The organism is Bradyrhizobium sp. 1200_D9_N1_1 (assembly GCF_052075915.1).
GTDB classification, from domain to species: Bacteria; Pseudomonadota; Alphaproteobacteria; order Rhizobiales; family Xanthobacteraceae; genus Bradyrhizobium; species Bradyrhizobium diazoefficiens.
Window position 1 is genome coordinate 7,424,858 of record NZ_CP197226.1, and the last position, 21,486, is coordinate 7,446,343.

The 21,486-nt window shown below is 61.6% G+C and carries 15 protein-coding genes; 8 read left to right on the plus strand and 7 right to left on the minus strand.

From position 1 onward, the window contains the following. Positions 1–26 precede the first annotated feature (26 nt). The 3 genes from AB5K84_RS35440 to AB5K84_RS35450 all read left to right on the plus strand — a co-directional run bounded on the left by AB5K84_RS35440 (position 27) and on the right by AB5K84_RS35450 (position 3,960). Positions 27–1,223, plus strand: a complete 1,197-nt coding sequence (locus tag AB5K84_RS35440) for a glycosyltransferase family 4 protein (RefSeq protein WP_038966612.1) — start codon at positions 27–29, stop codon at positions 1,221–1,223. A 56-nt stretch (positions 1,224–1,279) separates the two neighbouring features. Further along, a complete protein-coding gene (locus AB5K84_RS35445) occupies positions 1,280–2,491 on the plus strand; it encodes a glycosyltransferase family 4 protein (RefSeq protein ID WP_011085163.1) in 1,212 nt (403 codons plus the stop codon). A gap of 71 nt (positions 2,492–2,562) precedes the next feature. Next, positions 2,563–3,960, plus strand: coding sequence for a hypothetical protein (locus tag AB5K84_RS35450; RefSeq protein ID WP_011085162.1), 1,398 nt, complete (start codon positions 2,563–2,565; stop codon positions 3,958–3,960). Here AB5K84_RS35450 and AB5K84_RS35455 read toward each other — a convergent pair. After that, positions 3,957–5,177, minus strand: coding sequence for a glycosyltransferase family 4 protein (locus tag AB5K84_RS35455; RefSeq protein WP_236842196.1), 1,221 nt, complete (start codon positions 5,175–5,177; stop codon positions 3,957–3,959). The two genes, AB5K84_RS35450 and AB5K84_RS35455, sit on opposite strands and share 4 nt — an antisense overlap. A gap of 874 nt (positions 5,178–6,051) precedes the next feature. On the opposite strand from AB5K84_RS35455, the gene AB5K84_RS35460 reads away from it, so the two are divergent. Continuing rightward, positions 6,052–10,413 carry a hypothetical protein gene (locus AB5K84_RS35460; protein WP_011085160.1) on the plus strand — a complete coding sequence of 1,454 codons (4,362 nt, stop codon included), beginning with the start codon at positions 6,052–6,054 and terminating at the stop codon, positions 10,411–10,413. 69 nt (positions 10,414–10,482) lie between these two features. Here AB5K84_RS35460 and AB5K84_RS35465 read toward each other — a convergent pair whose 3' ends face one another. From AB5K84_RS35465 to AB5K84_RS35490, 6 genes are all read right to left on the minus strand, one after another. Beyond that, complete coding sequence (locus AB5K84_RS35465; protein WP_011085159.1) at positions 10,483–11,214, minus strand: class I SAM-dependent methyltransferase; 732 nt, start codon at positions 11,212–11,214, stop codon at positions 10,483–10,485. Between the two features lie 357 nt (positions 11,215–11,571). Continuing rightward, positions 11,572–12,123 (minus strand): serine O-acetyltransferase, encoded by a 552-nt coding sequence (locus AB5K84_RS35470; protein WP_011085158.1) that lies wholly within the window; start codon positions 12,121–12,123, stop codon positions 11,572–11,574. A gap of 31 nt (positions 12,124–12,154) precedes the next feature. After that, the gene (locus tag AB5K84_RS35475; RefSeq protein ID WP_011085157.1) at positions 12,155–13,609 is read right to left on the minus strand and encodes a lipopolysaccharide biosynthesis protein; all 1,455 of its coding nucleotides are present in this window, start codon (positions 13,607–13,609) and stop codon (positions 12,155–12,157) included. Positions 13,610–13,657: 48 nt separating this feature from the next. Then, positions 13,658–14,710 (minus strand): acyltransferase family protein, encoded by a 1,053-nt coding sequence (locus AB5K84_RS35480; RefSeq protein WP_038966616.1) that lies wholly within the window; start codon positions 14,708–14,710, stop codon positions 13,658–13,660. An 88-nt stretch (positions 14,711–14,798) separates the two neighbouring features. Next, a complete protein-coding gene (locus tag AB5K84_RS35485) occupies positions 14,799–16,151 on the minus strand; it encodes a hypothetical protein (protein WP_011085155.1) in 1,353 nt (450 codons plus the stop codon). 6 nt (positions 16,152–16,157) lie between these two features. After that, positions 16,158–17,348 carry an acyltransferase family protein gene (locus AB5K84_RS35490; RefSeq protein ID WP_011085154.1) on the minus strand — a complete coding sequence of 397 codons (1,191 nt, stop codon included), beginning with the start codon at positions 17,346–17,348 and terminating at the stop codon, positions 16,158–16,160. 279 nt (positions 17,349–17,627) lie between these two features. On the opposite strand from AB5K84_RS35490, the gene AB5K84_RS35495 reads away from it, so the two are divergent. From AB5K84_RS35495 to AB5K84_RS35510, 4 genes are all read left to right on the plus strand, one after another. Next, positions 17,628–19,097: an O-antigen ligase family protein gene (locus AB5K84_RS35495; RefSeq protein WP_236842195.1), complete on the plus strand. Its 1,470-nt coding sequence runs from the start codon at positions 17,628–17,630 to the stop codon at positions 19,095–19,097. 5 nt (positions 19,098–19,102) lie between these two features. Continuing rightward, the gene (locus AB5K84_RS35500; protein WP_236842194.1) at positions 19,103–19,771 is read left to right on the plus strand and encodes a hypothetical protein; all 669 of its coding nucleotides are present in this window, start codon (positions 19,103–19,105) and stop codon (positions 19,769–19,771) included. A gap of 159 nt (positions 19,772–19,930) precedes the next feature. Beyond that, positions 19,931–20,569 carry a transglutaminase-like cysteine peptidase gene (locus tag AB5K84_RS35505; RefSeq protein ID WP_011085151.1) on the plus strand — a complete coding sequence of 213 codons (639 nt, stop codon included), beginning with the start codon at positions 19,931–19,933 and terminating at the stop codon, positions 20,567–20,569. A 351-nt stretch (positions 20,570–20,920) separates the two neighbouring features. Then, the gene (locus tag AB5K84_RS35510; protein WP_231166652.1) at positions 20,921–21,478 is read left to right on the plus strand and encodes a hypothetical protein; all 558 of its coding nucleotides are present in this window, start codon (positions 20,921–20,923) and stop codon (positions 21,476–21,478) included. The last annotated feature ends 8 nt before the right edge of the window (positions 21,479–21,486 follow it).

Below are 21,486 nucleotides of genomic sequence, written 5' to 3' on the forward strand. Positions count from 1 at the left end.
GCGGACTGCGCAATCCGGGGCTATCCTTGAAGATACTGATCGTTAACACGCTCTATCCGCCCGAAATCATCGGCGGCGCCGAAGTGTCTGTGTCGCTGCTCGCGGAGGCGCTGGTTCAGCGCGGCCACCAGGTTGCCGTGGTCTGCCTTCAGAACAAGCGGGATCGCACCGTCAACGAGCTCAGGGGCGTGCGCATCTACCGGGTGCCGCTGGACAACGACTACTGGCCGTTCGGCAACGACAGGAAGCCCTCCTCGGTCCAGCGCCTGAAGTGGCATCTCCAGGACACGTGGAATCGCAAGTCCGCGGCGCGCTTCGCCGAGATTCTCGATCTCGAAAAACCCGAGGTCGTCCACACCAACAACCTCACCGGATTTTCGGTCTCGTTGTGGGCGGAAGCCAGGCGGCGCAACATCCGGATCGTGCACACCTTGCGCGACTATTCCCTGCTCTGCAAACGCTCGACGTTGTTTCGCGGAGACGCGACATGTGCGCAGCGCTGCACCCTCTGCGCGGCCATGACGTCTCCCTATCTGCTGGCCTCGCGCATGGTCGATGCGGTGGTCTCGAACAGCCAGTTCGTGCTCGACCAGCATACCAGGCTGAAATACTTCCCGGGCACCGATGGCAGGGTCATCTTCAACATCGCCGATCCAAGCTCCGTAGTACCCTCACCTCCCTCGAGCTCGGATGACCTGATATTCGGGTTCATCGGCCGGCTCGAGGCGGAAAAAGGTATCGAAGTGGTACTAAAAGCCGCCGAGCAGCTCCCCGACCAGGGATGGCAACTGAAAATTGCCGGAAAGGGGCTTGAGGATTACGTCCGGGGGCTCAAAAGCCGCAGCGGGAGGAACGTCGAATGGCTTGGCTTTGCAAAGGCGGCCGAATTCTATGCCAGCATCGACGTATGCCTGGTGAGTTCGGTCTGGCCGGAGCCGCTGCCCCGGACGTTGATCGAAAGCATCAACGCCGGCCGGGCAACTATTTGCTCCACAGCAGGAGGGATTCCCGAGATCGCGGGGTTTTCCAACATGGTTGGGTCCTACGAGCCCAACGATCATAAGCGACTGGGAGAACTGATGCTGAAGGCCGTCAACGAGAGATCACGCTGGAAGCTCGCCCGGCCTCCGCAGCCCGGGTTTGCCGAGAGGTTCTCTGCCGATTCAGTGACAGGTCAATATTTGGACGTCTATTTGAATAACAGTCGAACGAGCCGGCAATAGGCCGAAACGGAGATTTCACGAAGCCATTTGGCAGGATAGCTGGACAGACCTTTTCGATGAAGATCCTTATCACGTCATCCCTCTATCCGACGCCGTTGGCTCCGAAGGTGGTCGGTGGCGCGGAAACTTTCGTCCGTCGCCTCGCCGAGACGTTGGTCGGCCAGAACGACAGCGTGGAAGTGATACGTGCTGCCTCCACACCGAACCAGCAGATGGAGACCTGCAACGGCATCGACGTGCACTCGGCGGCCGTGCACAACATCTACTTTCCCTTCGCCAAGCAGCACAGCGCGCCCGTGCGCGGCATCTGGCACGCGATCGAGGACTGGCAGCAGATGTCGGAGCTCGTCGCCGCCAGGATCAAGGCATTCAAACCGGACATCCTGCATTCCAACAATCTCTCCGGCCTGACGACGGCGGTGTGGCGAACCGCGGCGGAACTGGGCATTCCGGTCCTGCACACGCTTCACGACTACTATCTCACCTGCCCCCGCTGCTCGCGCTTCTCGGACGGACACGCCTGCAAGGCAAGCTGCATGAGCTGCCAGATCCTGACCTTTCGCCGCCGCGGGGCGACGCGACATCTGGACGCCGTCGTCGGCGTCAGCCAGCGCATTCTCGACATCCATACCGGGCTCGGTCTCTTCACGCAGACACCGCTGAAGATCGTCATTCGAAACGCCTCGACGGCCGACGTCGGCAGCGAAGAGACGGCGATGCTCGACGGCACCGTCACATTCGGATTCATCGGGCGACTGACCGAAGAAAAAGGCATCTACAATCTGGTTCGCGCCATCGCGACGATCCCGCCGGAGCGGATCCGGCTCGTCATCGCGGGTCATGCCTCCGAGAGCCAGCGCAAGCAGATCAAGGGGCTCGCCCCCAATGCGCGGATCGAGTTTCTCGGCTTCGTGCAGCCGAAGGAGTTTTACGAACAGGTGAACGTCGTGGTCGTCCCCTCGGTCTGGGAAGATCCAAGTCCGCTCGTCGTCGCCGATGCCCAGGCCGCCTGCAAGCCCCTGCTCGGCACGCCGTTCGGCGGCATCCAGGAGGCGATCAAGCCGGGCCTGACCGGCTGGCTGACGTCTCCCGATCCGGACTCGATCGCCAAGAGCATTTCGGCGATCGTCGAGGCTCCCCAGCAGATCGTGGAGATGAGCGGACGATTGAAATCCGGCATCAACAAATGGGCCTTTGACGACGTGGTCACCGGCTATCGCAACGTCTACGACCAGCTCATGCGCGGCCGCGGCATGCCTCGCACGTAATGGGGGCGGACGCAGATGCCACCGACGGCCTTCAATCATCCCGCCATGTTTTCCTTCACGCGTAGCCAGAAATGATCAGCCTGCTCGCATTCGGCAGCTACATCTACCAGAGTGCGTCCGCGATCATTCTGATCTTCGCCGTCAGCCATATCCTCTCGCCAGCCCAATACACCTCGTTTTCGCTGGCACTGGCGGCGAGCCAGTTGTTCTGCGTCTTCGTGTTCGAATGGCTGCAACTGGCCGGCGTTCGCTTCCTGGCCGCCGCTTCCGGAGAAGAGGCGGCGCGTCTGCGATTCTCGCTGTTCAGCGCGGGACTGCTCAGCGCGCTGGTTCTGCTGCTCGTCGGCAGCGTGGCGGGGCTGGTGGGCACGCTCGAGACAAGCGTCGTCGCCCTCGCGCTGGCGATGGCCGTGCTACAGGGCGCCACCGACCTGTACTTCATGATCGTGCGCGTGTCCGATCGGCTGGCGACCGCATCCGTCCTCCTGATCCTGCGCGCCAGCGTGCTCCTGGCCGGCGCCGTCACGGCGGCGCTGCTCTACGGCACCGCGGCGGCGACGCTGTGCGGCATCGCCGCGGGCTACGGCGCGGCGCTTCTGGTGAGCCTGATCGTGCATCGCACCTCGCTACAGCGGGCGTCGCGACACGCCCTGCTGACGGATTGGCGCAATTTCTGCCGATACGGCATCATGGCCGCGGCCGCCTCCGTCATCCATCTCTCCGTCCCCGTCACCTTGCGCCTGATCGTGATCGCCACACTCGGACGGACGTCGACGGGAGCCGCCGGTTTTTCGATGGCGATCGACCTCCTGCAGCGGCCGTTCTCCGTTCTGGTGACCGCCATTCACACCGTCAGCTACCCCAATGTCGTCGTGCAGTTCGAGCGCGACGTCGACGGAGAGGCGCGCAGAGCAACCGCCCGCATGCTCGACTTCATCCTCTGCGCGACGATCGTGATGCTGGGGGGGCTGATCGGCCTTCTGCCCGATGCGGCGCATCTGTTCGTCCCGGCCGATCTGCTGGTCGATTTTCTCAACGCAGCGCCGATCGCGGCGGTCTTCTACTTCCTCCACATTCACCTTCAGGCCACGCTCGCAGTGGTGCCGCATCTGACCAAATCGGCCACCAGGCTGGTGGTCGTCGCGGCGTGCCAGCTGGTGCTGGTATCGGCGGCCGCTTCGATCGGCGCCTTGCTGCACATATCGGTCGCCGGACAAATCGCGAGTGCGGCATTGGCCACCGCACTCATCATCCTCTTCGCCAGCGGCCCGTTGATCCGGTTCCGCGCTGCGCCGCGGGCGCTGCTGATCGTGGAGGCAACCGTCGCGGCCGCCGCGATCGCCATGCTCGCGGCAGCTCCGTCGGCCTCTCTGCTCTGGCTCGCGGGAAAGATCGCCTTCGCCGGGCTCGCCGTCGTCCTGGTGACGTGGCGAGGCGATCTGCTGGCCTCGGCACGCAGTTCGAACTAGGCCTGCATCGGATGGGCCAGCGGATTCCCGCTGGCATCGCCCGCCAAACCGTAGATCCTGAGGGTCTGGTCAACCATCGGCCCGACACCGAAATATTGCTGGGCGCGCGCAAGAGCATTGCGCGACAGCGCGGCGCGCAACGCGGGATCGGCCAACTTCTCGAGCGCCCCCACGAGCGCGTCGACGTCTTCGAACGGCACGATGAAGCCGGTCTGGCCGTCGATGATCTGATCCGAAGCGCCCCCTGCCGGGGTCCGCACCGGGACCAGCCCCGTCGCCATGGCCTCGGCGACGCCGAGCGGGAATCCTTCGAACCGGCTCGGCAGCGCGAACACATCGGCGGCCCAGAGGATTTCGCGGACGTCGCCCATGAACCCGAGGAACTTGAACGTGTCCTTGTCCTTCTCGTCGGCGAAGGCAAACGACTTGATTTCCTTCTCGCGCTCGGCGCCGCCGCTGCCGACGAAGTAGCATTTGATGTCGATGGGCGAAGGACTGGCGCTGTCGCGGATCCTGCGCGCCGCCTTGATGAGCAAATCATGGCCCTTCACCCAGGCGAGACGGGCCGCCAGCAGGCACATGAACTCACCCTCGGCAACCCCGAATTTCGCGCGCGCATCGCGGCGCTCGGCATCCGACGGCGGCCGAAAATGCACCGTATCGACGCCGCCATACACCTTGGCGATCCGGTTCTTGCCGAACAAGACGTAGCGCCTGAGATGCCGGAGCGATTCCTCCGACATCAGGATGAGGGTGTGCGGAAAGAAAAGATTGAAGAACAGGATCTGGACCGGGCTGAAAGTCGATTGCGGCGCATTCTGCACCTTCTCGATGTTCCCGAGCGCCGAGGGGTGATAGGTCGCGACGCAGCGCGCGCCGGTGAGCAGGGAGAGCAGCCTGCCCCACATCAGCATGCCGAGCCCATGGACGTTGATCACGGTGATGTCGTTCTCCCGAATCAGCTTCCAGAGCTGCATGAAGATCGACAGCGAGGGCAGCTTGCGAAGTCCGGGAACGACGTGCCACTGCTTGACCGCCGCCGCCAGCTTCTGGCGCTTGTATTCGGACTTCTCGTCCGACCGCACGATGCCGGAGACCAGGTGGATCTGCACGCCGCGGGCGTGCAGCCCCGTGGCCAAGGTCTCGCAATAGGATGCAATCCCGTCATTGCAATTCACGACCTCAACCAGAAACATGACATTCGGGGCGCCCGACATGGGATCCTGCATAGGAATGGCCTTCTACTCCGTTCGATCAACGAGACTTTAACCAGTGCTTAGCGGCAAAATTCGTGCCGTGCCAGCGGTTTGCCCGCCATAGCTTTGCGCGCCTAACATATTGACGTTGCGGATCTGCGACACTCCGCCCGGCATGGCCGCATCGCTCGACGTTGCCTTCACGCGCCCCCGCCGCCTCGGTCGGGGTGAGCCTGCCACGCGGATCGCGAAAGCAACGCCAGGTTGCACATCCTCGATATTCGCCCCGCCTCCGCGACGCGCGCCCGTCCGATCGTGTCGTTCGTTCGACCTCCCGCTTCAATGCCAGTGAAGATCACCCCCTGCCCGTTCGGAAGGCAGACGAAAATTTCATCGACATCGACGCGACCACCACAACACCAGGAGAGAAGAAAAAAAATTGCGTGCGAAAGTGCCGTGGCACTGCTTGCCAGCTTCTCGGGAAAATTTGGAAGGCTCCAGTCGACTTCGGCGCAAGACCAAGTGTCACATTCGACGCTTGATCCGTGTTTCTACGACTCCTAACAGCGCTTGACGCAAGACATTGGAAACAAATCTGCCCGCACGAGAAGCAAATGCGTTGCGATTAGGCATCGGCACAACATCGCTCGAACATCGTCGTTGCATCGCCATCGCGACGTCATGCTGCAAGCACATTAGCGTGGTCTTCACAGATGAAGCTCAGTCTAAGCAGATTCGTGCGCTGTGAGCGTCGCGCAGGAAAGTCTCGGCGAGAGAATCTCCGGGGTGCTTCCATTTTTACCGATCTCACCAACTCGAAAAACAGAGATTGGCCGATACGACGGACACAGGCGGCAACGAACTCTCGCGTTCCAGAAAAGGCTCTGAAATACCGATGACCACCGCATCACCAGATCAAACGATCCTGTCGGCGAGCACCTTCATCAGTTCCATCGGCGTCAATGTCCATGTCGGTTATTCGTGGGGCGCCTACGACAACCTCGCCCTCGTAGAGGACGACCTCAAATATCTCGGGGTGACCAAACTGCGCGGCGGACTCGCCACGAGCCCCGAGGCGCAACCGATCGTCGAAGGACTCGCGAAGGACGGATACAAATTCGATCTCGTGGTTCCGTCGGGTGTTCCAGAAGGCGGAACCGCAGCGCTCCAAGCCTATCTCGAGTCCGTCAAGGAGTTTGCGGCCAGTCATCCCGGCAGCGTCATCGCGCTGGAAGGCCTCAACGAGGCGAACATCCAGGGCTTCAGCTACAACGGCAGCTCCAGCGTTTCCGCCGCGGCACAGTTCCAGGCGGCCTACTATAACGCAATCAAGGCCGACGCCGCGCTCAAGGACATCCCCGTCTACAATCTGTCACTGGGCTACAACGACACGACCGACTACGCCAAACTTGGAGATATGTCGGGAGCGACCGACTACGCCAACTCCCACGCCTATGTCAGCACCAGCCTGACCCCCGCGGCAGCCCTCCAGGCTCTGCTCGGCAACGCGACGTCGATCACACCCGGCGATCCCGTCGTCATCACGGAAACCGGCTATACGACCAAGAGCGATACACCTTATGTTGGCGCCAGCGAAAACGTGCAGGCCAAGTCGATCCTGAACACGCTGGTCGACGCCTACAAGGACGGCGTCAGCACCACCTATCTCTATCAGCTGCTCGACGCTTCGGCGAGCAACGACCCCACCGATCCGGAATCGCACTGGGGCCTGTTCAACGGCGACGGAACCCCGAAGCTGGCGGCGACCGCGATCCACAATCTGACGACAATCCTGGCTGACGACGGCACCGGCGGCCACACGCCGACGGCTTCGCTGAACTACACGCTCGACGGTCTGCCGGCGTCCGGGAACAGCATGGTTCTCGGCAAGAGCAACGGCGCCTACGAGTTGGTGGTCTGGGCGGAACCCAAGATCTGGAACGACGCCACCGACACCGAGATCTCGAACCCAACCAGTTCGGTCACGGTGAACCTCGGCAGCGTCCACCATCTGATCAACGTTTACGACCCGCTGAAGGGCAGTTCGCCGATCGCCACCTACACCGACGTCAGCCAGATCGTGGTTCCGATCACGGATCATCCCCTGATCATCGAGATCGACGCTCCGACAGGAGGCGGCACGACACCGCCCGCCGTGACCGACGTCAGCGGAACCGCCGAGGACATCGTGTCGCAGATGTCCGAGCTGAACGCCTCGACCTCGCTTCAGACCATCACGCTCACCGACACGCACGTGCTTCCGGTCGCCTCGATCGCGACCATGGAGTACATGATCTCGCACTATACCAACGCGCTGGCGGCGATCCAGGGCGGCTACCAGTTCTCCGTCACCAACTCGACCGATACCTGGAGCGTGACCAGGGTCTACGACTCCTCGGCAAGGCTTGTATCGACCAGCACGTCCAACTTCACGAACGGCGTCATCACCAGCAAGGTCACGCTCAATACCGACGGCTCGTCGGAGAACATCGCCTATACCGACGGGAAGATGGTGCGTGACGTCACGGTCTCGCCGATCGGCGACAAGGACACCAAGACCTACGATGCAAGCGGCAATCTGATCGCGGACCTCGTCCAGAACAAGGACGGATCGTCCTCGAACACGCTCTACACGGCCGGCGTCAAGACCAAGGTCTATGTCACCAATGCCGACCGCACTCACGACAACTACTATTACAACATCACCGGCCAGTCCTACACGACCGAGCACGACCAGCTCGACGCGAGCGGAAGACTGCTGTCCGTCGTCCGCACGCATGCCGACGGCTCCATGGCCTACAGCCAAGTCTACAACAGCGACGGCAGCAAGGTCACGACCCAGTACGACTCCACGGGCCACAAGACCTCGGTGATCACCGTCACGGCGTCGGCGACCACGACCGATTTCTACACCACGGCCGGCGTCCTCAAGCAGACGGTCGTGCAGACGACCTCCGGCAACGTCACCACGACGAACTACAACGGCTCGTTGCTGGTGTCGGTCTACGTCGTCAACGCCGACGGGTCAAAAGAGTCGAAATTGTACGACGCCCAAGGCATCATCGCGAGCGACCTGATCCAGAATGCTGATGGCTCGTCCTCGAACACACTGTACACGGCCGGTGTCAAGACCAAGACCTACGTCACCAACGCCGACGGCAGCCTCGACAACTATTATTACAACATCACCGGCCAGTCCTACACCAGCGAGCACGATCATCTCGACGCAAGCGGCAAGCTGCTGTCGGTCAGCCGGACCCATGCCGACGGCACCATGGCCTACAGCCAGGTGTTCAACAGCGACGGCAGCAAGGTTACGACCCAGTACGACTCCACGGGTCACAAGACCTCGGTCGTCACCACGACGTCGACGGCCACCACGACCGATTTCTACACCACCGCCGGCGTCCTCAAGCAGACGGTCGTGCAGACGACCTCCGGCAACGTGACAACGACCAACTATAACGGCTCGCTGCTGGTATCGGTCTACGTGGTGAACGCCGACGGCTCGAAGGAATCGAAGCTCTACGACTCCAACGGCATCATCTCGGGGGACCTGGTTCAGAACACGGACGGCTCGTCCTCGAACACGGTCTACACGGCCGGTGTCAAGACCAAGGCCTACGTCACCAACGCCGACGGCAGCCGCGACAACTACTATTACAACATCACCGGCCAGTCCTACACGACCGAGCACGACCACATCGACCCGAGCGGAAAGCTGCTGCTGGTCAGCCGCACCCACGCCGACGGCACGATGGCCTATAGCCAGGTGCTGAACAGCGACGGCAGCAAGGTCACGACCCAGTACGACTCCACGGGTCACAAGATCTCCGTCGTCACCGTCACGTCGTCGGCCACGACGACCGACATCTATGACGCGGCGTCCGGAGCACTGAAACAGGAGATCGTCACGACGAGTTCCGGCAACACCACCACGACCAACTACAATGGCTCGCTGCTGGCGTCGGTCTACGTCGTCAACGCCGACGGGTCAAAGGACACCAAGCTGTACGATTCCAGCGGAAAGATCGCCAGCGACCTGGTCCAGAACAAGGATGGCTCGTCCTCGAACACGGTCTATTCGGCCGGCGTCAAGACCAAGCTCTATGTCACCAATGTTGACGGCAGCCATGACAACTCCTTCTACAACATCACGGGCCAGAGCTACACGACCGAGATCCAGCACCTCACCGCGGCCGGCACGCTCACGACCCTGACCCGCCTCCATGCCGATGACACGCTCGCCTACAAGCAGGTGATCAACAGCGACGGCAGCAAGGTCACCGACCTCTATGACAGCACCGGCCACAAGACCAGCGAGATCCTCAACTCAACCGATGGCTCGACCACGACGGACAATTATGATTCGTCGGGAGCCCTGAGCCAGGAGATCCACAAGACAGCGGGCGGCGACGTCACGACCACGAACTACGCGAACGGGTTGAACGCTTCGATCTACGTCGTCAACGCCGACGGCTCCAAGGAGACGAAGCTGTTCGACAGCAGCGGCAGCCTGACCAGCGACTACGTGCTGAACAAAGACGGCTCGAACTCGACGACGGTGTACACGTCGGGCGTCAAGACCGCGGTTTATGCCAACAACACCGACGGCTCGCACGACAACACGATCTACAACATCACCGGCAAGAGCTACGTCACGGAGCAGCAGCACATCGACGCTGCGGGCAAGATGACGTCGCTGATCCGTTCGCACGCAGACGGCACGCTCGACTACACGCAAGTCATCAAGTCGGACGGCAGCAAGGTCACCGATGTCTACGACTCTACCGGGGTCAAGACGACCGAGACCCTCAACAACGCCGACGGAACGACGGATGTCTTCAAGTTCAAGGTCTCCGGCCTGCCGGGCGCCGTCGAACACGACAGCTACAATACCAGCGGCTCGCTGCTCTCGATCGACGTCCTCAACACCGACGGCACCCACACCGTCACGGCCGTGACTGCGGGACTGACGCTGGCCGGCGGCACCGGCAACGACGTCTTCTCCTCCGCACCGGGCACGACTACCGTCATGTTCGACGGCGGCAACGACCAGATCAAGAGCTTCCACGCCGGAACCGCGTCCAACCACGACACGATCGAAATCCTGAAATCACTGGTGGCCGACTACAGCCACCTCCAGATTTCGCAATCGGGCTCCGACACGCTGATCCAGCTCACCTCGGCCGATTCCATCCTGCTGAAGAATGTGAATTCGGCGACGCTCGATCACGGCAACTTCCTGTTCGTCTGACGACGCATCGGGCCGGCAGGTACGCCTGCCGGCCCGATGGCGGAACACGGATGAACGGATGAAACGACGTCAGTGCGGCCGCGTGGCCGCACCGATGAAGATGATGTCCTCTGCGAGCAGCGGAAGCTGCCGCAGCAGCAGCGACTTCAGCATTCCGGCGCGCATGAAGGTCGCCATCTTCACCTCGACCGGCGCATACCCGGCATCGATTGCGACCTTGGCGATCGTATAGGGCGTGAAGAAGAACCGGTGATCGCTGTTGATCGTCTCGACGTTCTTCAGGATACCCTTGATGTTGCCGCCCCTGAAGGCGTTCGGAACGGTGATCACGATCTGGTCGACGACGTCGCCGTAGTTCTCCCTGAAGCGCGACAGGAACGAGACCGGGTTGGGAATGTGCTCGACGACTTCGCCGAACACGGCGATGTCGAACTTCCGGCCGGATATTGCTTCGATCTTTTGACCCGACGTCACGTCTCCCGCGACCATGTTGTCGAGGCCGGAAACTCGTGACGCTTCCCGCACCGCGTCCGCATCGATATCGACGCCGACGGTGTATTCGGAACATTCCGTAATCAGGCCGTGCAGCCAATCCCGGTTGTCGATCTTGCGCTTGATGAGCGGCAGATGGTCACAGCACCCGACATGCAAGACCCGCTTGCCCCGACAGATGTCCACCAGGACGTCGCATCTGTATCTGACGTCGCCGTCGCCCCGATACTGCACGACGATGGTGTCTTTGAACTTCGAGCCGTCGAGATAGGGATAGACTTGCGAAAAATCGGTAATGATCGACGACATCGGCTGGCCCTCGGTTACATGATTAGACGTTTCCCGACACAACTATACATAGCCAGCAATCAGAATTGTGACCGCTTTGCCGCCAAGGCCGATTAGAAGGACGTCACGATGATGGCCGGAATCTATGCAATTTGCCGCTTGTCGCATCATGGGCGACCGCGACATCGCTCGAACCAACGGAACCTGCTCAGGCCCATGCGTAGGACGGTTCGCCGGTCCGCGAACAAACGAGCAGCGCGGAACGGGTGACGGTTCCGAACAACACTGAACCGCCCGAAAAGCAGGTGTTGAACAAGAGGCCTCTTTCGAGCGCAATGCCCCGATAACCAGCAGGGCCCTGGGCCCCGCCTTGCTGCTTTAAGCGCGCATCCGATCGGGTGCTTCCGAGCGCACGACCCGCGCAGGTGCTCCCGCAGCGACGGAACGCGGCGGAACGTCACGCGTCACAACCGCGTTGGCGGCGACGTTTGCTCCTGCGCCAATCGAAATGGGGCCGACGATTACGGCACCGGTATAGATGACGGCATCGTCCCCGATGGTCGGACAACCCGGCTCATCCCAGGCGCGCCGGCCAAGCGTGACGTTGTGATACAGCATCACGGAACGGCCGATCCGCGCCCCCTCGCCGACCACGACTCCGGTCGGATGCGGCAGGATCAGTCCCGGTCCGATTTCTGCGAGAACCGAGATGTAGCAGCCTCGCCGCATCAGCGCCCTCACGAGCAGCCAGGTGATCTGATGACCCCAGCGCGTCCGGAAGCGCAGCATCTTGGCGATCCGCCACGTCGTGATCACGGCAAAGCCCGGGCTCGTCAGCAAGGCGACGATAGCGGCTCCAACGCCGGACCTGCCGGTGTTTGCCATCAGGTCCTCGCGCCACGGAATTCCCGGCTGGGACTTGTCGTCCATTCCCTCTCCTGAAGACATCAACCGATCTCTACTAACCTGCCGAGGGAAGATTTGCCTGCATCGGCGGAACCGATCCGCCGAGCAGCGACTGCATGCTGTTCCAGATACGACGCCTGAATATCACGTAGCTGCAAAGCACGACGACCGCATAAACGGCCGTCGCGATCAGCCAATGCGACAGACTTGCGACCTCGCCCTTCGTCGCCACGAGCGCGCACAACGTCCCCAGGGACGTCCCCACGGTGGCGGGCATCAGGGAACCGAACAACGACGCATAGGGAACCCCGCAGTTGCGGGCTCCGATCATCAGCATGAAAGCGCAAACCAGGATCGACACGACGAGGTACACCACGGCGACGGCCGTGAGTCCGAACGGCAGTGCGACGACAAAAGCAAGAATCATGCTGGCGCTATTGGCGCTGCTCACCCAAAACTGGAGCCGCGCCTGGTTGTGGGCCAGCAGGATCGGGCCGGCATAGGCCGCAATCGACTGCGCGGCACCCGCGGGCGCGAGAATGGCGATCAGCGGCAGCACCTCCTGCCAATGCGGCGAAAGGAATGTCGCAACGGGATATTTCAGCCCGAAGGTCAGATAGATCATCGCCGGGAACGTGATCATCGCCGTCATGCCGAGCACCGCGCAAATTGCCGCCTTGCGCCGGTCCTGTTCCCGCTCGCCGCTCATCCGGCTCAAGGTGGCCATGAGAACCCCTCCGCCCGGCCAGGAGAGAATCATCAGCGGAAGCGTCATGAACTGGAAGGCGAGACCGAACAGGCCGACCGCCGCCGCGCCCAACTTGGCGCCGATCAGGAGATTGCCGACGTTTCTGGCAGTGAAGTTGAGGACGTTCGAGGCCAGCACCCAGCCGCCGAACGACAGCATCAGGGCGACGCCGCGCCATTTGAAGTTCAGATGAATGTGGCGTCTGGTGTTCACATAGAACGCGACGGCGCGCACCGCCTGCATCAGGACATAGTACGCGATCAACGCCCAGATCCCCCACCCGAGCAGGGCGCCGACCACGCCCACCGTCGCGGACGCCATCGCGGCCCCGGCTTCGATCAGGGCGATCGTTTGATATTGCAGCGAGCGCTCCAGAACCGCACGCGGTCCCATCGCGGAAATGGACAAGACGACCGAACCGGAGAGCGCGGCCAGCACGGCCGGCAGTCCCTGCATGTCGACGGCGGCTCCGAGCGGCTTCGATGCGGCGGCCAGCACCAATGCACAGCCGATCCCGATCGCGACCATCAGCGTCGTCGCCGCACCGGCCTCCTCCTTCGTGAGCGACGTCCTCTGGATCATCGCGCTCGACAGCCCGAGGTCGGTCAGCATGGAGATGAAGGCGATGAACGGCAGCGAAAACGCCACGAGCCCGAATTCCGTCGGCGTCACGAAATAGGTGATCAGCAGCGTGATGAGGAACTGAACCGCCGACTTCACGACGTTCACGCTCGACATCGAGAGCAGATTCTTGATGATCATGACGTTACCCGCATGTGATCCGGCTGAAACGATGGCGAGCGCATGCGCTCAGGCGACATAACGGGCTTCACGACGCACTCCGAAAAACAGTCCTCGCAGCGCCGGATCCAGCAAACGGCGCAGTCGCACTTCGATCAGCTCGTAACTGACCGTACCCGCTATCAGCGCGGCAATTAAGCCAAGACCTGCAAATCCAGCCCAGAGGAGCCAGAGATTGACTCCGTGCGCGGCCAGCTTCACTCCGATCACCTGCAACGGGAATAGCGCAAAAGGATGGACCAAATAGAGGCTATAGCTGATCTTTCCAAGGAACTGGAGGAATTTGCCGCTCAGAGCAACGGCAACACCGGAGTCTGGAGCAAGGACCATTCCAAACAGCAGCGCCCCCGGGAGCAAGCCGACCAGCGGATGCACATATTCGATCGACACGTACATCGCGGCCCCGCAAAGGATGCCGGCCAGCAACCCGGGCCAGCCGACGACGCGGATCCGCAGGCTGACGAGACTGAACAGCAATCCGACAAGGAAGAACGCGGCGATCGGCCGAAAGGCGATGCCCGCGAGACCGAGCAGGATAAAGGGCGCCGCCAGAAGCCAGTTCTTCCGCCGCACCACCGTCACGAAGACCAGCGCGAACAGGATGTAGAACGCCCATTCGTAGCTCAGGGTCCAGGCGTTCTGCTGGCCGATAGGCAATCCCAGTGCGTCCGGCAGGAACGCCAGATTGACAAGGAACAGCTTGAGATATGTCGGCAGATCGATCCCCTTGAAGAACTTGTAGCCAACCAGGGGCCCTGCCGTGAACAGGATCAGGTGCAGGATCACGAACACGGGAAGGATACGCAGGGCGCGATCGAGAAAGAATTTCCCGACGCTGCGATGGCGCATGAGGCTCGCCGGAATCAGGAAGCCGCTGATCATGAAGAACAGCTCGACGCCGTGCCCGCCCATGTTGACCGTCGCTTCAAGCCACGGCCAGATGGGGGGCAGGAAGCCCGCCAGAAGCGGCATGTCCTGGAGGTGCACGATCAGCACGCTGAGCGCCGCGACACCACGCAGCCCCTGTATCGCCTCTACGAAATTCCTGCTGTCTCCGCTCACCACCACGATCCGATCTCAAGATGAAAGAAGGTAACGGACCGGAGCCCGCGCTGCGCGCCGCAGTTCATTGCATGAAGCACCATGGCGATCATGCCGGCCGCGAAACCAGATCCTCGACGTCAGGCGCGAGCGGTGCCGCACTCGAGGCGGTCCTGTCATCCTTCTCCCGCGCAAAGACCTCGCTGAAGGCCACGCCCAGCATGATCAGACCGCTTGCCGGGCCATAGGCCAAGACAGTGATGGTGAAGAGGTTCATGGCGACCGCGAAAGACAGCTTGTAGATGTCCCTGGTCCTTGCGACCGCGAGGATGACCAGGATCATGAACACCACGAAGATCGGCCCGAACATCAGGTAGGTGCCGAGGTAGAAATTATCCACCGGGACGTAATAGCTGAGCTTGTTCGAGAACAGCAGCTGCGGATAGTTGAAGCAACCGAGGCCGCAGCCGACGAAGAAGCCGACCGGCATGAGATCGGCCATGTAGACGAACGGCAGCTGCCAGCTGTTGTTGACGCGGTCCTGCAGGCTGAACAGGCCGCGCGACATGCTGACGAGGCCGTTGCCGGAGAACAAGGCGATCAGCACCGCCGGCACCAGGATCGACAGGAACGAAAGAAGCGCCATCCGCCGCAGCATGGGAAACTTCTCGCGCTCGGGAACGAGACGAACGATGATCAGGCAAAGAACGTAGATCACCATCACGCCGAGCGACGTCTTGTTTGTGGTCAATTTGATGGCGTACAGACCGATGGGCGTCCAGAACAGGCACCACGGCAGGCTTCGGCGCACCGAGATGATCACAAAGGAAATGAACACGAAGAACGCGGCCATCGTGCTGTCGGCAGCCAGTCCCGCCAGGCGTGTCTCGGAAGCCGACCACCACAGCCGCGTCGCCTGCCGCGTCGTGCCGAAAGTCTCGTAGGCATAGCCCACCCACGGCATCTGGAAGCGAGACGACAATATGATCCCGACGATCGTCAGGTAGAAGATCGGGTGAAGCCAGCGCTGTAGTCGATCGTAATCGCCGAAATTACGCCCGCAGAAGCAGAAGCCGACGAACACCGGCGCGATCATCTTGAACGACGACATCATGCCGCTGAAATAACCCAGGAACACATATCCGAGGTAGAGCGCAAAGCAGATGTAGAACAGCGTGAGGATGGCGACGAGGTTCCGTCCCATCAGGATGTAGCGCTGCACGAAGGCGAAAATGCAGACCAGGGCAAAAATGTCGGGCAGGAACCACAGCGGACTGATCTTGAGGACCGCCAGATAATAGCGCAGCGCGCCTGCGAGCGCGTCGCGGTAGAAATAAAGCAGGAGTGCGATCGCCTCGAGATTGAAGAATGCACTGCCTTCCTGCTGATGATGCAGAGGCATCCGCACCGGATCGACGATGCGCCAGTCCGAACTCGGGAGAGCCGAAGAGCTGCTGGACATCGCGCCTCACTCCGCCGCGGCAACAGAGGGAACGGCACGGCGGCTGAACAGCCGAAGCACGAACCGCGAACCGGGCATCTCGACCCGGAGATAGGTGAAGTTGGAAAGCGCAAGCACGGCCACGACGAAGACGGCCAGCAGCAGCGACGCCGCCAGTCCGGGAAGAAGATTGTCCACCATCTGCAGACGCGCCGGCCCCACGCCCCGCGCGAAGTACTGGATGAGAACGAGGACGAGGGCGTGCACCATGTAGATCGAATAGGAGCGCTTGCCCAACCACACCAGGGGTCGAACAGACAACAGCTTCGGCAGGAGCCGCTCGGGAAACGCCATCAGCGAGCCCAGCAGAGCGGCGAAAACGACCGGCGCGACGAAGCTGAGCCGTTCATCGAAGCCGACGACACAGACCAGCACGACGGCAACGGCGGCCAGTCCAATCTGGCAAACCGACTGAACGAGAGGGCTCACCGCGCGGCCTCTCCCGGTGACGAAGCGAAGCGTGAGCACGCCGATGAAGAAACCCAGAAAGCATCGGGTGAAGCCGTTGGTCTGGAAATCAAGCGTTTCATTCTTGAGCACGAAGATGATGAGCGCCGCGCCCAGGACGGCCAGCACGGCACTGAGGACATAGACGAGCCTGATGTAGCCGAGGCGCTGCGCCAGGACGACGACGCCGGCGAATACAATGTAGGTGTAGAATTCGGCGCTGATGCTCCAGCTCGGGCCGTTCCAGCTCAGATAGTCGAGCACGCCCATGGCATGGAGCAAAAACACGTTCGCGACGAACGAGTACACGTTGTTAACCTGGAGATCCGCCGATTCGTTGGTGGAGAAGTGCAGCAGGCCCATTTCGGTCAGCGATAGCCGCATCAGGCGGAACGCCAGAAACGCGAACAGCATGACGATGTGCAGCGGATAGATGCGTGCGATCCGACGCAGGGTAAACGTTCGGAAGTCGAACTCGCTGAATTCCGACTGAACGTAGCTCATCGAGATCACGATGCCGCTCAGCACGAAGAACAAATCGACGAAGAGCCAGGAATTGTGAAAGAACGCGACGTCGATCCAGGCGCGGTGAGGCAGCGCAGCGGCGAGCGGATCCGATCCGACGAAGTGATGGACGACCACGCAGAGGGCTGCGAGGCCGCGGACGCTGTCCAGTGGAACGTAGTGCGCCTTCGTTTGATGAGCTAGCACTTGAAAGACGCTCTACGATTCGACCAAAGCGAAATGCTGCGGTGCAATATAATGCCTCCACCGGGTGGTTTATTCAACTGAAAAGAGCCGAACCGCCGATCTCCGGCGCCGGACACTGCACACAAGATGCGGCAGCAAGAAGCCGGACACATCTGTGCTCCGGCTTCGGCAACGTGCTCATAAACTTCAATTCAGCTTTCGTGAGGCAACGGGCATTGCGTTTGGAACAGATCAGGGCTGCGCGCGCGAACCTCCGCCGCATTCCGTGCAATCGTGCGAATGACGGTCAACACGCCAGCTCGCATTAACTTGATCTCATGCGAGGTTCTGATAGCTCCGTCGGCGCTGAGCAGAACGACAGAGGGGCCTTTGGGCGCGATATCGCGATTTTTCGCCGCAGCCGTGTTTGTGCTGGCGCCACTTCCGCTCGGATCCCTCGACCTCGCGTGGATTTGCTTCTGGAATTTTCTGCTCGTTTGCAGCCTGCTGACCGCCGATCTCTCAGCGGTGAGCCGTCGCAACGCCATGCTGCTGATTCCGGCGGCAGTGACCGTCGCGACAGTGGGCGTCATCGTCACGTTGCAAATGTGGAGCGGCCCTCCTGCACAATCCGCAACCATCTGGGAACTGCCGCGACGGTCGTTCGGTCTTGCCCTGCCTGACCGCCTTTCTATGACCGCACGCGGACCGTGGCTGGCGTTCGGGTCGGTCCTGCTGCTGTCACTCGCCTTCACGCGCGCGGTGATTCTTGCAAGCGATGCGAGAGCTGCCCGTTCACTGCTACGAATACTGGCATGGGCCGGGTGCCTGTATGCACTCTACGGAATCCTGGCGGAGCTGATCGCGCCTGACGTGGTCCTATTCCGGCAGAAGGAAGCCTATCTCGGCTTCGTCACGGGAACGTTTGTCAACCGAAACACGGCGGCGACGTTCTGGGGCACCTGCGCCCTGCTGTTTCTGGTGCCGCTCCTGCGCACCATGCACCGCCAGGAGAGCGGGCCGCCGGAGCAACCGGATTGGCGAGCGCAGCTGGAGCAGATGCTCTCCACGCCGGTGGCGCTTGGCGCGGGCTTCGCGATCTGCACGATTGCGCTTGCCATGACCGGATCGCGCGCGGGCCTTCTGCTGTCGGTCGGCACATTCGTGCTGGCCATCATCCTCTATCTCGTGCCGCTCGAACTCGGCAGATCGCGGAAATGGCTGGTCCTTGGCGGCTCGGCGGCTGCAGGGCTCGTGCTCCTGCAACTCGTCGGCGGCCTCGTCGCAGGGCGAATCGTCGAACATGGGCTGATCGATCCCCAGAGGATTGCAGCCTATCAGGCCTCATTGGGGATCATCGCCGATCATCAGCTGCTCGGAATCGGGCTCGGCAATTTCGAGGCTGTTTTTCCCGCCTACAGGCCCGCAGTGCTCGGCAGTCTCGGCATCTGGGATCGTGCCCACAGCACGCCGGTGGAAATTGCCGTCGAATTGGGCATTCCCGCCTTTGCCGTGATCGCGCTCGTCAGCCTCTGGTACTTTTACCATTTGCTTACCGGAAGCTTGCGCAGGAAGCGCGATCGCTACATACCCGTCATCGGCGCGAGCGTCGCCGTATTGGGCGTATCACATAGCTGCATCGATTTTTCACTGCAAATCCCAGGATATGGCGTGTTTTTCGCGGCTATCGTCGGATGTGGCCTCGCGCAATCGCTGCCGTCACAATTGCGAAAAGAACGTGGCAAATCTGCGCAAATCGAGTTAAAGTAAAAAGAATGGAAATGGGCAGGGCAATGAGTTGGAATTCTGGTAAGCGCTTCGCTGTGGTTGTCGGAGCACTAACATTATTTGGTTGGTCGCCGACTGCATTTGCTGCGACCGGCGTCAGTGCAGGCTGTGTCGCCAACACCGGAATCGTTTCGGCGGAGCGCGCCACCGACTTTCTGGCCAATCCCGGAGGCCTGCTCGATCAGTTCAAGGACGGCCAGGGCGGTCTCGCATCGGCTGTCCGCGACCTTTTGACCGCACGTCCCGAGACCGTCGAGGGCATCGCCTCATTAGCGAAGGCCAGCAGCGCGGATCAGAGCCGCGCCATCGGCGCCGGACTCGGCACTGCGGCTTCCACCTGCGTGCTGACGCAGCCTCAGGTTGCCCAGCTGATCCAGCAGGCGGTTCTCAAGACAGACAATCCCGATCTGATCCAGTCGTTCACCAGCATCACCGGCGATATCGCCACCGAAGTGACGGCGGGCGCCGATCCGACGGGCGAAACCACTGCCGGAGGCGGACCGGGCTCGACCGCCGCGGAGGCGCGCGGTGGCGCGGCAACCTCGACCGTGCCCGTCGTACTGAATCAGAGCGGCGGCAGCGCCCAGTCGCAGACGCAAACGCTGTTTGCAGCGACGTCGACCGCGGTTCTGACCTCCGTAAGCCCGTCGCGTTGACGACTGGAACCGCCGCGTTGACAGCGGATTAACCACCCCTGCCCGGCCGGTCTCAAAACCGGCCAATTTCGCTACAATTGTAAATTTCCGCGGAACCAAAGCTCAAATCGTTTGTGAGATACCCGTAGCGTCAAAAAGAAAACGCGAAATGGGGATGTCATGAGCTGGATTATCAAATCGCTGGTTGCGATCGGGGTCGCGACGGCCGGTGCGGCAGCCAAGGCCGACACGCTGAACGACGGTTCACAGAACCAGGCAAAGCGCGCATTCATCAGCGAGTACGACAATGCGCTCGCGCCGCTGCAATTCGTCAAGTTCTGCATGAACTACGACGCCGAATGCGCCGCCGACACCGCCGAACGGACCCTGCCTTCGGGCGAGCGGGCAATGAGCATGCTGCGCGAGGTCAACAGTTCGGTCAACGCGTCCATCACTCCGATGCAGAAATCCACCAATCCGATGGTGGCGCGCTGGACGCTTGCGCCGTCCGCCGGCGATTGCAACGACTACGCGGTCACCAAGCGCCATCAGCTGATCGAGATGGGCTGGCCCAGATCGGCGCTGCGACTTGCAGTTGTCCTGACGGGCGGCAGGGGCCACCTTGTACTGGTCGCGCGTCTCGCCGACGGAGACTTCGTTCTCGACAATCTTTCCGCTTCGGTGCGCCCCTGGAACGCGGCGGACTATGAGTGGATCTCGATGCAGTCCGGCGGCAACCCGCAATTCTGGGTCGCGATCGGCGAGCATGGCGAGCGCCTGCGCGCCATGCGTCTCGCGATGCTGCGAACCGTCCAATAGATCGCGCGACGTTCCACTCTACCCGCCCCCAATCGACAGGCGCGAGGAGATGGTCCCTGGACCATTCCCTCGCGCCTTTGTCTTGACCATGGCGTTTGCCTAAGAATCGTGCTTAAGGCATGCGACCTTGATGCAATCATTTGCTGAATCTGCGTCTGATCGCAGCAGCAGCTTCGTTGATGTTGAATCGCGGTGCGGAGGATGGCAATTCGGTCCGCGCTGGGTTATATTTTGCGCCGCACAAGAATTTGACATAGTTTTGGGCCATCAAGGACCTACGGTCTAAATCGATACGCCATCCATAGTTCGCAACGAGATATGAGCGCGATCCTCCTCAAACTCGATAGCTTGTTGCGTGGTCCTCTCCGGGCTTCGCCGATTGCCGTCGCCGTTGCGCTGTTCGCAGCGTTTGCAACGCCGGCGCATGCGCAATGCGTCGATCGCGGCGAACGCGCCCCATCGGCCGCGATCAGTGCCTTCGTCTCAGATCCCTCGGTTCTGTTGCGGCAGTCGAAGAACGACAGGGACAAGCTTTCGGGACGGCTAACCGGGCTGCTGGTGACCGACATCGCGGCGCTCGAGCCGGTCCGGGACATGTTGCGCGAGGCGAGCCAGGCCGATCGCATCGCAATCGGCGCCGGGCTTCACCGTGCCGAGGAGCGCTGCGTCGCGACCAAACCCGACGTCGCGCGCAGGATCAGCGAATTCGTCGCCAAGCTGCACGACGGCTCCGTGCTCAAGGGATATTTCGCGGATCAGGATACGGCGGTCGCGCCCGCTTCGGGGAGCCCTGCCCCATCTACAGCCAATAACCAGCCGGCAGGCTCGAGCCAGGGCGCCGGCCTGATGTCGGGTGAATGGAAGACCGAACTCGCCGACCCGTTCAAGCCCGTTCCCCTCCCTGAGTGACAACCTCA

What these genes read in the sequence shown, in the direction of transcription:
- AB5K84_RS35475 (WP_011085157.1), bottom strand. Translation starts at nt 13,609, where the DNA reads ATGATCATCAAGAATCTGCTCTCGATGTCGAGCGTGAACGTCGTGAAG.
- AB5K84_RS35465 (WP_011085159.1), bottom strand. Translation starts at nt 11,214, where the DNA reads ATGTCGTCGATCATTACCGATTTTTCGCAAGTCTATCCCTATCTCGAC.
- AB5K84_RS35485 (WP_011085155.1), bottom strand. Translation starts at nt 16,151, where the DNA reads ATGTCCAGCAGCTCTTCGGCTCTCCCGAGTTCGGACTGGCGCATCGTC.
- AB5K84_RS35505 (WP_011085151.1), top strand. Translation starts at nt 19,931, where the DNA reads ATGAGCTGGATTATCAAATCGCTGGTTGCGATCGGGGTCGCGACGGCC.
- AB5K84_RS35460 (WP_011085160.1), top strand. Translation starts at nt 6,052, where the DNA reads ATGACCACCGCATCACCAGATCAAACGATCCTGTCGGCGAGCACCTTC.
- AB5K84_RS35495 (WP_236842195.1), top strand. Translation starts at nt 17,628, where the DNA reads ATGACGGTCAACACGCCAGCTCGCATTAACTTGATCTCATGCGAGGTT.
- AB5K84_RS35445 (WP_011085163.1), top strand. Translation starts at nt 1,280, where the DNA reads ATGAAGATCCTTATCACGTCATCCCTCTATCCGACGCCGTTGGCTCCG.
- AB5K84_RS35450 (WP_011085162.1), top strand. Translation starts at nt 2,563, where the DNA reads ATGATCAGCCTGCTCGCATTCGGCAGCTACATCTACCAGAGTGCGTCC.
- AB5K84_RS35470 (WP_011085158.1), bottom strand. Translation starts at nt 12,123, where the DNA reads ATGGACGACAAGTCCCAGCCGGGAATTCCGTGGCGCGAGGACCTGATG.
- AB5K84_RS35500 (WP_236842194.1), top strand. Translation starts at nt 19,103, where the DNA reads ATGGAAATGGGCAGGGCAATGAGTTGGAATTCTGGTAAGCGCTTCGCT.
- AB5K84_RS35455 (WP_236842196.1), bottom strand. Translation starts at nt 5,177, where the DNA reads ATGTCGGGCGCCCCGAATGTCATGTTTCTGGTTGAGGTCGTGAATTGC.